Raw genomic sequence first — 13,099 nt, 5'->3', positions numbered from 1 at the left:
ATTTATTTGTTTGTTTTTACTATATTATTGACATGCATTTCAGTAAATGACTGAATATAACTCAAAATTTCATCACGCTCATACTCATTTAATAACTCGTGATAACAATTCGGCCATTCTTTAAAAGCCTTATCACTTATTTTAACATTATCAAACCAAGTGCGGACACGTGTTTTATCTACAAGTTTATCCTCACAAGCTTGCATTAGCAAGAGCGGAACATCTGGAAAATCATCTATTTTTTTATGAGCAATTTCGATAGACTTAATCAATTCACTATACCAACGTACTGATACTTTGCGCAAGAACAAAGAATCATTCTCCATTGCATCTCTCACCTCGTGGTTACGTGTTGACATTTCCACCGTAAGATTCGTTGCAAATTGCAATTTTGGAGCCACAACATTTAATATTTTTGAAGCAAATTGAAGCGGAGCAGAGGGTCCAGTCACTACCCCTAAACAAGGCGAACTCAAAATAATACCCTCTACATCTTCTCTCTTCGTTTCTTGCATCATACGAATGACAATAAGACCACCCATACTATGACCGAATAGAAAAATAGGTAACCTATACTTTCTTGCTTCTTTCACCCATAGTTTAACTTCCTCTATGTATTCATCAAATGAATCAATATGTCCTCTATTTCTTGAAGTCGTTCCATGTGACGGAAGATCCCCCATCACGACGTGGTAGCCGATATGATTCCACATTTCCGCAACGGCTTCGTAACGTCCGTGATATTCCATTGCGCCGTGCACAATAACAATGACAGCCTTTGCTTCCTCCGCTTCCTCCGCTTCATAATTCCACATACGGCTCTCCTCCATTTCACTCTTTCTCATAATTTGATACACTAAAACTAGTCTCTAGGAAAGGAAGACTTTACATGATATATCCTTACAAAGAAAAAAAACCGAAAATTGCGAGTAGTGCTTTTATCGCTGACTATGTTACGATTACAGGCGATGTTTACGTTGGCGAGGAATCAAGTATTTGGTTTAATACAGTCATCCGTGGTGATGTGTCACCAACGATCATTGGAGACCGAGTAAATGTACAAGACCAATGTACACTCCACCAAAGCCCTCAGTATCCTCTTATCTTAGAAGATGATGTTACAGTTGGGCATCAAGTTATTTTACATAGTTGTCATATTAAAAAAGATGCTTTAATTGGAATGGGATCCATTATATTAGATGGTGCTGAAATTGGCGAAGGAGCTTTTATCGGCGCTGGAAGCCTCGTTTCACAAGGAAAGAAAATTCCACCAAACACGTTAGCTTTCGGTCGTCCCGCGAAAGTCATTCGTGAATTAACAGCAGAAGACCGTAAAGATATGGAGCGTATTCGCACGCAATACGTTGAAAAAGGTCAATATTATAAATCATTACAGAAGTAAATTTCCGCTGCCATAAGATTGGCAGCTTTTTTTATATAAAATCTAACTTTTTCTTTACAAAACATTATTACTCCCTCAACAAAATCTTATTAAAATAAAAGCTAATATCTCCATATATATGTAAACGAGGGAGGAGAATTTTCATGAAGGTCAGTGGATTATATAAAATAGAATGTTACATTTTCAAAGGAATTAATCGCTACTTTGATCAAAAAACATTAAATATCTTTTTCAGCAATATTACTCATATCGGTGGCGCGACTTTCTCCATCGCACTCACACTTTTCTTTTTAATTTTTGCAAAAGGTACTTTACATCAAGCAGCAATTGCAACTGCTATTTCTTTAGCAATTAGCCATATTCCTGTACAAATATTAAAAAGATGGTATCCACGAAAACGTCCTTATTTAACAATTCAGGATGCAAAATATCCAGTCCATCCATTAAAAGACCACTCTTTCCCGTCTGGTCATACAACAGCCGTTTTCTCTGTCTTCATTCCATTTATTTGCTATAATCCAAGCTTACTTGCTTTCCTATTACCGTTAGCATTATGCGTTGGTATTTCACGTATTTATTTAGGACTTCACTATCCGTCAGATGTATTCGTCGGTATGTGCCTTGGCACTTGCTCTGGCATCATCTCTTTTTATCAATTCATCCCACTTTTCACATAAAGGAGTGATATGATGAGAGTCGCCATTTTTACCGATACTTTTACGCCACAAGTTAACGGGGTTGCGAAAACGTTAGAGCGATTAACACGATATTTTCAGAAAGAACAGATCGCCTATTCTGTTTTCGCCCCTCAGCATACAGCTGAAGATAATTTTGTAGCGAATGTGAATAAGATGAGAAGTATCCCGTTAACAATATTATATCCAGAATGTCGTTTTTCTTTTCCTACTCCGCGCATTAAACGGGAACTACTTTCCTTTAAACCTGACATTATTCACATTGCCACACCTTTCAACATGGGACTTTGTGGATTGTATTATGCAAAAAAGTTAAACATCCCAGTTGTCGGTTCTTATCATACTGATTTCGATGCCTATTTACGTTATTACAAAATCGAATTCCTCTCCAATATGCTGTGGAACTATTTAAAATGGTTTCATAGTCATATGCAAAAAAATTTTGTACCCTCTCCTGAAACATTACATCAATTAAAACATAAAGGCTTTCAGGCCCTCTCTATTTGGGGACGTGGTGTAGATTGCAATCTCTTTCATCCATCTTACAATACAGACCTATTCCGAAAAAAATATAATATTACAGCGAAGTACGTCCTTTCCTATGTTGGACGGATTGCTCCTGAGAAAGATATTGATACGTTGCAAAATCTTATCGTTAAATCAGCACATACTCGAAGCGACATTCATTGGCTTATAGCAGGAGACGGTCCTCTAGCAACAAGTTTACGTGAAGCTGTTCCGAAAACAAATATCACTTTTACTGGCTATTTACAAAGTGCAGATTTAGCTGAAGCATATGCTTGTTCTAACATAATGGTATTTCCATCAGCTACTGAAACATTCGGAAATGTCGTACTTGAATCACTCGCATGCGGTACACCTGTTATTGGTGCAAATAGTGGCGGGGTTAAAAATATTATTACAGATGGAAAAACGGGAGTTCTTTGTCCGCCTAAAAATGAAGATGCATTTCTATCATCCATTTATTTTTTATTACAAAATGAAGAAAAACTTGAGCAGATGGGAATAGCAGCTTCATCTTTTGCGAAATCAAAGAGCTGGGATGAGATCTTTCGTGGCTTGCTTAACCAATATGAAGAAGTCCTTCAGCATAACGCATCAGAGTTGCTTGCTTAAATAGAAAAACTCCCTTCAAAAAACGAAGGGAGTTTATTACATGGTCATAAATTTTAGTTTAATAAATGATACATAAGGTTAAGCATTGTTTTATTTCTATATTAATTATATCAAAAATAAACATAACTAAACAGACTTGTAATAAAAACCCATAAAAATTAATATATGGTTATACAGTGTTTTAACTGTATAATGATTTTAAGAATTCCCCTTAAAATCAACTCACTCACATACCTTTATACAGCAATTGTTCCCCAATTCTGTATATCAAAAAAACCTTTCATTCATTTGAAAGGTCTTTTTGAGCCTGCACATATTCTTCTTTCGTATTTACATTTATAAACCAATCCGCATTCGCTTGTACATCTTCTCCAGAAACATACTTCACATTACATTGTGATAAAAGCTGCCCCATACTTCTTTTTTCTTCCTGAAGTAAAGCATAAATCTTTTCTTTCACGCGGTTATGATACGCCGCAAGTAGCGGTTGTTTTCTTCCATTAATAATAGGTACAACCGCATCATATTCATTGTTCGTTTGCTCTAGTAAAATGGTAAACCATTCATGCGACACGTTTGGTGCATCGCAAGGCATAATAGCGTACCAATCTGCTTCTATGTATTCCATTCCTGATACAATGCCGGCCAGCGGTCCATTCCCTTTATAGTGCGGAATGTCTTCTATAACAGGTACTTGTACGAATTGCTCTACTCGCTCTTTTATATCAGTATGGCTAATTACTACAATGTCTTGCAAAGTATTTCCCATCACTTTCACAATATGCTCAACAAAAGTAGTTCCCTTCCAAATTGCTAACGCTTTCGGCTCACCGAATCTACTCGACATACCACCTGCTAATACAATTCCAGCATACTTACTCATTGGCGATGCAGCTCAAATGTAATATGACCTAATTCCGGTAAAATTAATTTATTCATCGCAAGGCGAACCGCTCCGCTAGACCCTGGCATCGAGAAGACTACTTTGCGCCCAATTGTACCACCAATCGCTCTACTTAACATTGCGCTGCTTCCGATATCTTCTAAATAACTAATCATACGGAACAGCTCACCAAATCCAACAATTTCTTTATCTAATAACGCTGATACTGCTTCAATTGTGACATCGCGTTTCGTAATACCAGTACCGCCATTTGTTAATACAACATCTACATCTTCCTTATGATAACCAGCTAACACTGCTTGCTGAATACTTTCTTTATCATCTTTTACAATTTCATAAGAAGTTACTTTATGTCCCGCTTCTTTTAACAATTCATGTAATAGTTGTCCGCTCTTATCTGTTTCTTCCGTACGTGTATCGGAAATCGTCACGATCTTGCAACGCACTTCTTTTGGAGCTTGTTTTTTATGTTCAGTTACACTCATTTTTTATCTTTCCTTTCTTAAAGACTTTTCTTCATTTTATCATACATACCTTTACACAATTATGTATGAAGCCAATCATGCGCCATGATACAATATAAGTATACTAACCCACAAAAAGGAAAGTGCCCTTTCTTATACTCCTAGACTACACATCTTTAGCTACTCTTTATATTTTCTACATAATAGAATTCAATTTTAAAACTTGTACTAAAAAATAAATTGGAGGTCTACATAGTATGGAACTTTATAAAAAATTAACAACAACATTTATCCTCTTATTCATCGCTTCAATCACTGTCGGCTTTTCCTTAAAAGGCGCAATTCCATACGCTACATTAGTAAGCATTATATTCGCGACACTATTTTTACTAAGTAGTGCATTTTGCGCAGGTAAAGCACGTCAAATGAAAGGTTGATTACATATGTTCCAGAAGAAATCAATCCTTTGTAAATCATGTGAAAAGGAAATACAAAAGGAGGACTTACATTGTTTGAATCAAACCGTATCCAGTTACGAAAGTTTTCCGAAGATGATATTCTAACATACTATAAATGGCATAATGATATAGACGTTATGAGTTCAACTACTCTCACTCTTGATAAATATTCCCTTCAAGACACAGAAAAACTTTGCCAGCAATTTATTCATTCTTCGGACTCTAAGAGCTATATCATTGAAGAAAAATCTACGCATCTTTCAATTGGTATTACTTCTTTAATTCATATTGATTCGTATAATCGAAACGCTGAATGTATTATTGATATTGGTAACAAGGATTACTGGGGGCAAGGTTATGGGAAGGAAGCTTTCACCTTATTATTGGATTATGCATTTTTAGAATTAAATTTACATCGCCTTTCTTTACGAGTATTTTCTTTTAACGATAGAGCAATTAAATTATATAAATCACTCGGTTTTCAACATGAAGGAACTTGTAAAGAAGCTATATTCCGCAATGGCAATTGGCATGACATTGAACTCTTCGCTTTATTCCAACGTAATTATAAATAAAAAAAGCTTTGCGCTCACCGCGCAAAGCTTTTTTTCATATATTATAGACCAGCTTGCTCTTTTAAAGCTGCTGCTTTGTCTGTACGTTCCCATGATAGATCTACATCAGTACGTCCAAAGTGGCCGTAAGCTGCTGTTTGTTTGTAAATTGGGCGACGTAAGTCTAGCATTTTAATAATACCAGCTGGGCGAAGATCGAAGTTGTTACGAACTAGCTCTACTAGTACGTCTTCAGATACTTTACCAGTGCCGAATGTATCAACTGAAATTGATACTGGTTGTGCTACACCGATTGCGTATGCAAGTTGTACTTCTGCTTTTTCAGCAAGACCAGCTGCTACGATGTTTTTCGCAACATAACGAGCTGCATATGCTGCAGAACGGTCAACTTTCGTTGCATCTTTACCAGAGAATGCACCGCCACCGTGGCGAGCGTATCCACCGTAAGTATCAACGATGATTTTACGTCCTGTTAAACCAGCATCACCTTGTGGTCCACCAATTACGAAGCGGCCAGTTGGGTTAATGAAGAATTTCGTTTCTCCATCCATTAATTCTGCTGGTACTACAGCTTTAATTACGTGCTCTTTTAAGTCGCGATCGATTTCTTCCCATGTAACATCTGGGTGATGTTGTGTAGAAATTACGATAGTATCAACACGTACTGGTTTACCATTTTCATCATACTCAACTGTAACTTGCGTTTTTCCATCCGGACGTAAGTATGATAATGTATCATCTTTACGTACTTCAGTTAAACGGCGAGCTAATTTGTGAGCAAGCGAGATTGGAAGTGGCATTAACTCTTGTGTTTCATTACATGCGAAACCAAACATTAAACCTTGGTCTCCTGCACCAATTGCCTCAATCTCAGCGTCAGTCATTTGCCCTTCGCGTGCTTCTAGCGCTTGGTCAACACCCATAGCGATGTCAGCAGATTGCTCATCGATAGATGTTAAAACTGCACAAGTTTCTGCATCGAATCCGTATTTTGCGCGTGTGTAACCAATGCCTTGAATTGTTTCACGAACGATTTTTGGAATATCTACGTAAGTAGAAGTCGTAATTTCCCCCGCTACCAATACTAAACCAGTTGTTACAGTTGTTTCACAAGCTACACGTGCATTTGCGTCTTTTGATAAGATCGCATCTAAAATTGAATCAGAAATTTGGTCACAAATTTTATCTGGATGTCCTTCAGTTACAGACTCAGATGTGAACAGATGACGTTTTTTTGTCATGTGGTAAACCTCCCTACAGTAATTGTATATATTGTACGGAACTCATCCTTAATTTGCCACAAACTGCGACATACATTTATTCTCCCACACAAGCATACAGAAAAACCTTTCCTACTTTACATAGAGGAAAGGTTTAATTTGCTACTTGCATACTGCTTTTTGCCCTTCGCTCTTATCGTTCGAGACCTGTAGCCTCGCACAGGTTTTAGCACCTATTCACCTGTATTTACCACTACAAGTGAGGTTGCTGGGCTTCATCGGGCCTGTCCCTCCGCCAGCTCGGGATAAGAGAGTATCCGTCCCAACCTATACTAAAGAAATGATATTCATTTGTCAATTAATATTCACATTTTCCTGAAAGTTTTTCTCAATACGCCTGAAATGAAATATTAATAGGGAAATAATGCATTCACACAAACAAAAAGAAATAAATAGTATACATTATTTATATAATTGTGTTATACTCTTGTTGGGGATTACGAGAAATATTTCATTAAATGAAAAGGATGGTATATAAATATGAGTACTGTGAATGTCCAAATTGGTTTACACGAATTATTGAACGGAAGCAATGCACAGATTCAACTAAGTGTTCCGCAATTAGTGGAAAAAGTATTAATGCGAAATGAAGGGAAATTAACTTCGACTGGTGCCGTTTCTGCTTCAACTGGAAAATATACAGGACGTTCTCCTAAAGATAAATTTATTGTGAAAGAAGCATCGGTTGCTGACAAAATTGCTTGGGGAGCTGTGAACCAACCGATTTCTGAAGAACATTTTAATAAATTATATACTAAAGTTTTAGAATACTTAAAAGAAAAAGAAGAGTTATTCGTCTTCAAAGGATTTGCAGGCGCTGACCGCAATTACCGCCTACCAATTCAAGTTATTAACGAATATGCATGGCACAATTTATTTGTACATCAATTATTCATTCGTCCAACTGAAGAAGAATTAACAACTCATGAATCAGAGTTCACAATTGTTTCTGCACCGAATTTCAAAGCTGATCCAGCTGTTGACGGTACAAACTCTGAAGCATTCATTATGGTTTCATTCGAAAAACGTATCGTACTAATTGGTGGTACAGAATACGCTGGAGAAATGAAAAAATCAATCTTCTCTATTATGAACTTCTTATTACCTGAACAAGATATTCTTTCTATGCATTGCTCTGCAAACGTAGGTGAAGAAGGCGACGTAGCACTATTCTTCGGTTTATCTGGAACAGGTAAAACGACATTATCTGCTGATCCAAACCGTAAATTAATCGGTGATGATGAGCACGGTTGGTCTGATAACGGTGTATTCAATATTGAAGGCGGTTGCTACGCGAAATGTGTAAACCTTTCTCACGAGAAAGAACCACAAATTTTCGATGCAATCACATTTGGATCTGTTTTAGAAAACGTTATCATTAATGACCAAACACGTATCGCCGACTACAACGATACTACTTTAACAGAAAATACTCGTGCTGCATACCCTATGCATGCGATCGACAATATCGTACTGCCAAGTGTTGCTGGACACCCAAATACAATTATTTTCTTAACTGCTGATGCATCTGGCGTATTGCCTCCAATCAGTAAGTTATCAAAAGAGCAAGCTATGTATCATTTCTTAAGTGGTTACACTAGTAAACTAGCAGGAACAGAGCGCGGCGTTACTTCTCCGCAAGCAACATTCTCAACTTGCTTCGGTTCACCATTCTTACCACTTGATGCATCTCGCTACGCTGAAATGCTTGGTGAAAAAATCGAGAAACACGATGCGAAAGTATTCTTAGTAAACACTGGCTGGACTGGTGGCGAATACGGCGTTGGTAAACGTATGAACTTAGGTTACACTCGTGCAATGATTCAAGCTGCATTAAACGGTGAACTTGCAAAAACTGAAACAGCTAAACATGATATCTTCGGTCTTGAAGTTCCACTTCACGTACCAGGTGTACCTGACGAAGTGTTAATGCCTGAACAAACTTGGGCTGATAAAGCTGCTTACAAAGCAAAAGCAATCGAACTTGCAAATGAATTCAAAGCTAACTTCAAAAAGTTCGACAGCGTATCTGAAGACATTATTAACTTAGGCGGTCCAATCGCTTAAATTAAAACTTTCTGTTGGAATAACCCTTTACTCATATGAATAAGTGTCGTGTAACCGTAAAGTTTCGCGTACTCACCGACAAAACCCAATGCGGCTTAACGGTTACACACACTTACATAAAAAAGAAGCTTACGTGAAAACGTAAGCTTCTTTCTATATCTTATATAAAGTGAAACGCTAATCTCTTCATCTGTGACCTAGATTATAAAATTACAGCTTCGAATATATACATTATATCCCTACTCACTACATCTCTCGGGTTTCACATCGTATGGGGCTAAAAAAGGCCCTGACCGCTTCTATTCGTGACTGGATCATCTATTCCATCTAAAAAGAAGTCTTTTATCTTTTTAGCTCTTTGTTAGTTCTTTCTCATCTTTCATGCTATAGTAACCTAAGTTCACAACGATTAAAAAATAACCGCCCATAATCCCTACTGCAAATGCCCACATCACCATATGGTGCTCAATTTCGTACATAATAATAGCGCCCAAAATAGCAGCCGCAAAACGATTAAACATACCAAGCGTCGGTGCTTTCGTTTTCTTTACGATACTATCTCCAAGCTTCTCAATTCTTCTCCCTAAAAGCCAAACGCAATACATACTTACGATAAGTCCAATTCCTGCACCTAAAAAATGTGCTGAAAACGGTGTTATCATCCAGCCTAGTAAAAGAATACCTAGTATATAATACGATTGAATTTTAAATGATCTTAGTGACATACTAATCATGCTGTACCTCTCTTCATTCGTTCTTATCTATCCAACAAAAAATTTCTTTCAAATTCATATTCCTTACATTCATTTCATTCAAATTAAAAACAACATAAACAGTATGTTTATGTTGTTTAAATGTTTTTAGAAAATAATATTATACAAGATTTCAAACATCATATTCTCATATTTTGTGACGGTTTTTCAAACTTTTTTCGTCCATTTATGAAAAAAATGATATCAATCTATGAACATACGGATATGATGTAATAAGCACACAAATAAAGGGGGCGTCTAATGATTTATTTTTTAATGGCTCTCATTCACCTCATTATCCCTGCACTTATTGGACTTTCATTGTATTGGTACACGAAAAATCATAGCATTTTTTACGCTGTCCTCGGTGTTCTTCTTCCAGGTATTATTCTTATTACACTCTTCCGTATTCCATTTTTAAACTTAATTCCACTTATTACTGCTATCTTGTTTCTCATCTTCTTACCAAAAATAAAAAAATAGGAAAGCAGATCATAGGTGATCTGTTTTCCTATTTTGATATAGGTTCCCTTGCAATAGAATGAACTTTTACTTTCTCCGATTTCACAAACCATAGACCGACAAAAATGATAATTCCACCGATGATTTGTTGAAACGATACATATTCATTTGCCCAGACAGCTGCAAATAGAACCGCTACAAGCGGCGTTATATACATATATACCATCGTATGTGACGCCCCAATTTTTTGAACACCAACATACCACATTACTAGACCAAATACTGTTACAAAGAAAATAGAATATAGTAAAGCAAATAGTGTCATTCCGTGAGTAATGTGAAATGGCATGACAAACACATGTGGACCACTTAACAATAATAGCGGAATCGCACCCACTAATGCAGACCATGCAGTAACACGTAATGCTGAATATTTTTTAATTAATGGTCCTGCTAAAACAGGATAAAGCCCCCAGCATATTGATGTAATAAGTCCAATTCCATTGCCATAAAAAGAACTAGTAAGTGAATGTCCTGCTACTAAAACTAAGGCTGCACCAACAAAGGCAGTCATAGAACCGATTAACTTTCGAGAAGAAAACTTTTCTTGTTTCAAGAAAATCGCAAATGCAGTTGTAAAAATAGGTGAAATAGAAATGAGTAAAGAGGCATTTGTAGCGGATGTATATTTGACAGTTTCCATAAATAACGTTTGATACAGTACAATACCTACAACGCTAACGATAATTAATCTAGGTATATCCGTTCGCTCCATATAAACCGACTTTTCAATACAAAAGGTAAGGAGTAACAGAAGCGGTGCCGCCGCCATCATACGAAGTGCAGTAAACTCAATTGCTGTAAATTCTAAAAGTCCATACTTCGCAATTGTATAGTTAATCCCCCAAATAATAACAACACTTAAAATTAATAACTCAATTCCCCATCTTCTCATGCGTATCCCCTCCGCAAAGAAGATTATACAGAAAATTCAATCACATGTACATTTCATTATGTGAAAAAATCTTTTTATTATATGAAACGTTTTGGTAAATGAAATTATATGGGCGATTTTTTCAATATATCGACTTATCGACAATAATAGCGACTTATAAAATAAAAAAAGTGAGTCCAAAATACATTTTGGACTCACCTTTACTATACTCGAACGTGTAATTTCATATTTGGATTATAAAACTGGCTTGGGCTCTTCAACTGAAAAGTTCCTCCACCTTCATGCCAATCAACCGTTAACTTATCGTCCATAAATACAAGCTTTGTACGATCAGCGATAAAGTTCATTGTGCTTGATTCAATATCCACATCGCGCTCATCTTTCTCTGCTACAGCTACTAAATCGATGATTCCGCTCATAACACAACCGCAACCTTCATTATCATAAAATAACTTTATATATTTCGCTTCACTTGGAATCGTATCCATAATCTTTTTATATGCTGCTTCTGTTACAGTAACGTACATATGTTAATCTTCATCCTCTCTTCTCTTATCATTCATATATTGTATCACCATTTTTCTTAAAAGTTATATACAGAAAATTAAGACTAATATACAATGTATGTGATAAAGTTTCAGCAATCGAGCTTTTATGAGTAGTTCATGCAGGAGAAAGGATGTTTACTATCTGTGTTCAAACTACAACGATATCCCATGTTATTAGGTGTATTTAGTAGTTTCTTCATTTCTAGCGGAATGCTATTACAGCATGTACTTCCCTATTCTCCTTCTATTAGCTGGATTCTAGGTTTTATTTGTTTCCTATCCGCTTCTTATTTTGCTACGAAGAATACAAACAACTCATAAAGCAAGAATCATCTTAAGGAGGATTATCAAACATGCCAGCCTTAAAAAAAATAGAGCAATCACTCGATCACTTATTCCAAATTGAAAAATATGGAAAAGATAGTACCTTTAGTCGATTTATCCCAGCCGTATATGATCCTATCAAATTTCCTTGGCAACAATTTTTCGAAGCAAATTTTGTAGATTTATTTAACGGCCTTATGATGCACGGATCTGAAAATGTAAACAAAGTATTTTTAGCTGTATTCCCTACAGATGACGTTCTTGAAACATTCATTTCACAATCCACACCCGGTGATTTACTCTTTATGCACCATCCCCTTGTAATGGAGTGCGGTGATCCGCTTGGAAGATCAGGCCGCGGTTTCTTACCAATTCCTGAAAAATATTTGCAAGGAATAAAAGAAAAACAACTTTCTATATATACATGTCACGTACCAATGGATTTTCATCAAACACATGGAACGAGTATTTCAATTGCAAAAGCATTAAACGCTACTGTAGTGGACGACTTTGCATATGGAGGTCCAGAACAAGAACCAGTTGGCCTTATTTGTGAAATAGATGAAACATCAACAGAAGCACTCCAAAAACATCTAAAACAACTCTTCCAGATTCCTTACACAGACTTCGAAGGTAAACGACATGATTCCATCAAAAAAATCGCAATTATCGCTGGATGTGGCGATGTCGTATCTTTAATGAAGGAAGCAGAAGAAAAAGGTGCTGAAGCATATATTACAGGAGAAATCCATTGCCATATCGACAATGATTACGGCAGACATAAATACTCGCTCATTATGGATTATGTAAAAGAAACGAATATGTCTCTAACTGGTGTGTCACACTCTGTCTCTGAATATTTAGTGAAAGAGACATTGATGTATGATTGGTTTAAAGAGAATTTTGATGTGGATGTTATTTTACTTCCTCAGGAAAAATGGTGGCTCTAACGCTATCATTTTTTAAATTTATATACACAATACAATCGACCACAGAAAAATAGATAAATGAGAAAGCACATGTACCTACGTAAATGCTTCCATTGTGCCGACTTTACTGGCGCTAACAGTATTACA

Annotated in this window: 16 protein-coding genes and 1 riboswitch; of the genes, 9 read left to right on the top strand and 7 right to left on the bottom strand. The window is 36.4% G+C overall.

Features of this window, described 5'->3' with window-relative positions:
- Positions 1 to 2: 2 nt before the first annotated feature.
- Complete coding sequence (locus ACTFRM_RS13850) at positions 3 to 815, bottom strand: alpha/beta hydrolase (protein WP_000267402.1); 813 nt, start codon at positions 813 to 815, stop codon at positions 3 to 5.
- Positions 816 to 889: 74 nt separating this feature from the next.
- On the opposite strand from ACTFRM_RS13850, the gene ACTFRM_RS13845 reads away from it, so the two are divergent.
- The 3 genes from ACTFRM_RS13845 (at position 890) to ACTFRM_RS13835 (ending at position 3,234) form a co-directional block, all read left to right on the top strand.
- Positions 890 to 1,402, top strand: a complete 513-nt coding sequence (locus ACTFRM_RS13845) for a gamma carbonic anhydrase (RefSeq protein ID WP_000640188.1) — start codon at positions 890 to 892, stop codon at positions 1,400 to 1,402.
- A 143-nt stretch (positions 1,403 to 1,545) separates the two neighbouring features.
- Complete coding sequence (locus tag ACTFRM_RS13840) at positions 1,546 to 2,079, top strand: phosphatase PAP2 family protein (RefSeq protein WP_000868582.1); 534 nt, start codon at positions 1,546 to 1,548, stop codon at positions 2,077 to 2,079.
- 12 nt (positions 2,080 to 2,091) lie between these two features.
- Complete coding sequence (locus ACTFRM_RS13835; protein ID WP_001261646.1) at positions 2,092 to 3,234, top strand: glycosyltransferase family 4 protein; 1,143 nt, start codon at positions 2,092 to 2,094, stop codon at positions 3,232 to 3,234.
- A 280-nt stretch (positions 3,235 to 3,514) separates the two neighbouring features.
- Here ACTFRM_RS13835 and ACTFRM_RS13830 read toward each other — a convergent pair whose 3' ends face one another.
- The gene (locus tag ACTFRM_RS13830; protein ID WP_000049596.1) at positions 3,515 to 4,117 is read right to left on the bottom strand and encodes a molybdenum cofactor guanylyltransferase; all 603 of its coding nucleotides are present in this window, start codon (positions 4,115 to 4,117) and stop codon (positions 3,515 to 3,517) included.
- Complete coding sequence (locus tag ACTFRM_RS13825; protein WP_000117124.1) at positions 4,114 to 4,623, bottom strand: MogA/MoaB family molybdenum cofactor biosynthesis protein; 510 nt, start codon at positions 4,621 to 4,623, stop codon at positions 4,114 to 4,116. The genes ACTFRM_RS13830 and ACTFRM_RS13825 overlap by 4 nt, the downstream gene beginning before the upstream one ends.
- A gap of 236 nt (positions 4,624 to 4,859) precedes the next feature.
- Between ACTFRM_RS13825 and ACTFRM_RS13820 the strand changes: the two genes are divergently transcribed.
- Together ACTFRM_RS13820 and ACTFRM_RS13815 are read left to right on the top strand one after the other, a co-directional pair.
- Positions 4,860 to 5,039 carry a hypothetical protein gene (locus ACTFRM_RS13820; protein WP_000424797.1) on the top strand — a complete coding sequence of 60 codons (180 nt, stop codon included), beginning with the start codon at positions 4,860 to 4,862 and terminating at the stop codon, positions 5,037 to 5,039.
- Between the two features lie 71 nt (positions 5,040 to 5,110).
- A complete protein-coding gene (locus ACTFRM_RS13815) occupies positions 5,111 to 5,635 on the top strand; it encodes a GNAT family N-acetyltransferase (protein WP_000464126.1) in 525 nt (174 codons plus the stop codon).
- Positions 5,636 to 5,676: 41 nt separating this feature from the next.
- Here ACTFRM_RS13815 and metK read toward each other — a convergent pair whose 3' ends face one another.
- On the bottom strand, positions 5,677 to 6,876 hold the full coding sequence (gene metK, locus ACTFRM_RS13810) for a methionine adenosyltransferase (protein ID WP_000163123.1): 1,200 nt from the start codon (positions 6,874 to 6,876) through the stop codon (positions 5,677 to 5,679).
- Between the two features lie 169 nt (positions 6,877 to 7,045).
- Positions 7,046 to 7,167: riboswitch (SAM riboswitch) on the bottom strand.
- A 228-nt stretch (positions 7,168 to 7,395) separates the two neighbouring features.
- Between metK and pckA the strand changes: the two genes are divergently transcribed.
- Positions 7,396 to 8,982: a phosphoenolpyruvate carboxykinase (ATP) gene (gene pckA, locus ACTFRM_RS13805; RefSeq protein ID WP_000108802.1), complete on the top strand. Its 1,587-nt coding sequence runs from the start codon at positions 7,396 to 7,398 to the stop codon at positions 8,980 to 8,982.
- Between the two features lie 350 nt (positions 8,983 to 9,332).
- On the opposite strand, the gene ACTFRM_RS13800 is transcribed toward pckA, so the two are convergent.
- Positions 9,333 to 9,716 (bottom strand): ATP synthase subunit I, encoded by a 384-nt coding sequence (locus ACTFRM_RS13800; protein WP_000624922.1) that lies wholly within the window; start codon positions 9,714 to 9,716, stop codon positions 9,333 to 9,335.
- A 279-nt stretch (positions 9,717 to 9,995) separates the two neighbouring features.
- On the opposite strand from ACTFRM_RS13800, the gene ACTFRM_RS13795 reads away from it, so the two are divergent.
- The gene (locus ACTFRM_RS13795) at positions 9,996 to 10,217 is read left to right on the top strand and encodes a hypothetical protein (protein ID WP_000639042.1); all 222 of its coding nucleotides are present in this window, start codon (positions 9,996 to 9,998) and stop codon (positions 10,215 to 10,217) included.
- Between the two features lie 28 nt (positions 10,218 to 10,245).
- On the opposite strand, the gene ACTFRM_RS13790 is transcribed toward ACTFRM_RS13795, so the two are convergent.
- Both ACTFRM_RS13790 and ACTFRM_RS13785 read right to left on the bottom strand, forming a co-directional pair.
- Positions 10,246 to 11,151 (bottom strand): DMT family transporter, encoded by a 906-nt coding sequence (locus tag ACTFRM_RS13790; protein WP_173600481.1) that lies wholly within the window; start codon positions 11,149 to 11,151, stop codon positions 10,246 to 10,248.
- Between the two features lie 203 nt (positions 11,152 to 11,354).
- A complete protein-coding gene (locus ACTFRM_RS13785; protein ID WP_000289570.1) occupies positions 11,355 to 11,678 on the bottom strand; it encodes an iron-sulfur cluster biosynthesis family protein in 324 nt (107 codons plus the stop codon).
- A 165-nt stretch (positions 11,679 to 11,843) separates the two neighbouring features.
- Here ACTFRM_RS13785 and ACTFRM_RS13780 point away from each other — a divergent pair, with 165 nt between their 5' ends.
- Positions 11,844 to 12,020 carry a hypothetical protein gene (locus ACTFRM_RS13780; protein WP_011110431.1) on the top strand — a complete coding sequence of 59 codons (177 nt, stop codon included), beginning with the start codon at positions 11,844 to 11,846 and terminating at the stop codon, positions 12,018 to 12,020.
- Positions 12,021 to 12,052: 32 nt separating this feature from the next.
- Positions 12,053 to 12,973 carry a Nif3-like dinuclear metal center hexameric protein gene (locus ACTFRM_RS13775; RefSeq protein WP_440043404.1) on the top strand — a complete coding sequence of 307 codons (921 nt, stop codon included), beginning with the start codon at positions 12,053 to 12,055 and terminating at the stop codon, positions 12,971 to 12,973.
- Positions 12,974 to 13,099: the final 126 nt, after the last annotated feature.

The sequence above is a fragment of the Bacillus cereus group sp. MYBK227-1 genome (assembly GCF_051916325.1).
Classification (GTDB): Bacteria; Bacillota; Bacilli; order Bacillales; family Bacillaceae_G; genus Bacillus_A; species Bacillus_A cereus.
The sequence above is the reverse complement of the archived record's forward strand: the minus strand, read 5'-3'. Positions and strand labels throughout refer to the sequence as shown.

Excerpts from the sequence above, each read along its gene's own strand:
- pckA (WP_000108802.1), top strand. The coding sequence starts at position 7,396 with ATGAGTACTGTGAATGTCCAAATTGGTTTACACGAATTATTGAACGGA.
- metK (WP_000163123.1), bottom strand. The coding sequence starts at position 6,876 with ATGACAAAAAAACGTCATCTGTTCACATCTGAGTCTGTAACTGAAGGA.
- ACTFRM_RS13800 (WP_000624922.1), bottom strand. The coding sequence starts at position 9,716 with ATGATTAGTATGTCACTAAGATCATTTAAAATTCAATCGTATTATATA.
- ACTFRM_RS13790 (WP_173600481.1), bottom strand. The coding sequence starts at position 11,151 with ATGAGAAGATGGGGAATTGAGTTATTAATTTTAAGTGTTGTTATTATT.
- ACTFRM_RS13840 (WP_000868582.1), top strand. The coding sequence starts at position 1,546 with ATGAAGGTCAGTGGATTATATAAAATAGAATGTTACATTTTCAAAGGA.
- ACTFRM_RS13820 (WP_000424797.1), top strand. The coding sequence starts at position 4,860 with ATGGAACTTTATAAAAAATTAACAACAACATTTATCCTCTTATTCATC.
- ACTFRM_RS13795 (WP_000639042.1), top strand. The coding sequence starts at position 9,996 with ATGATTTATTTTTTAATGGCTCTCATTCACCTCATTATCCCTGCACTT.
- ACTFRM_RS13830 (WP_000049596.1), bottom strand. The coding sequence starts at position 4,117 with ATGAGTAAGTATGCTGGAATTGTATTAGCAGGTGGTATGTCGAGTAGA.
- ACTFRM_RS13775 (WP_440043404.1), top strand. The coding sequence starts at position 12,053 with ATGCCAGCCTTAAAAAAAATAGAGCAATCACTCGATCACTTATTCCAA.
- ACTFRM_RS13850 (WP_000267402.1), bottom strand. The coding sequence starts at position 815 with ATGTGGAATTATGAAGCGGAGGAAGCGGAGGAAGCAAAGGCTGTCATT.
- ACTFRM_RS13785 (WP_000289570.1), bottom strand. The coding sequence starts at position 11,678 with ATGTACGTTACTGTAACAGAAGCAGCATATAAAAAGATTATGGATACG.
- ACTFRM_RS13835 (WP_001261646.1), top strand. The coding sequence starts at position 2,092 with ATGAGAGTCGCCATTTTTACCGATACTTTTACGCCACAAGTTAACGGG.
- ACTFRM_RS13825 (WP_000117124.1), bottom strand. The coding sequence starts at position 4,623 with ATGAGTGTAACTGAACATAAAAAACAAGCTCCAAAAGAAGTGCGTTGC.
- ACTFRM_RS13845 (WP_000640188.1), top strand. The coding sequence starts at position 890 with ATGATATATCCTTACAAAGAAAAAAAACCGAAAATTGCGAGTAGTGCT.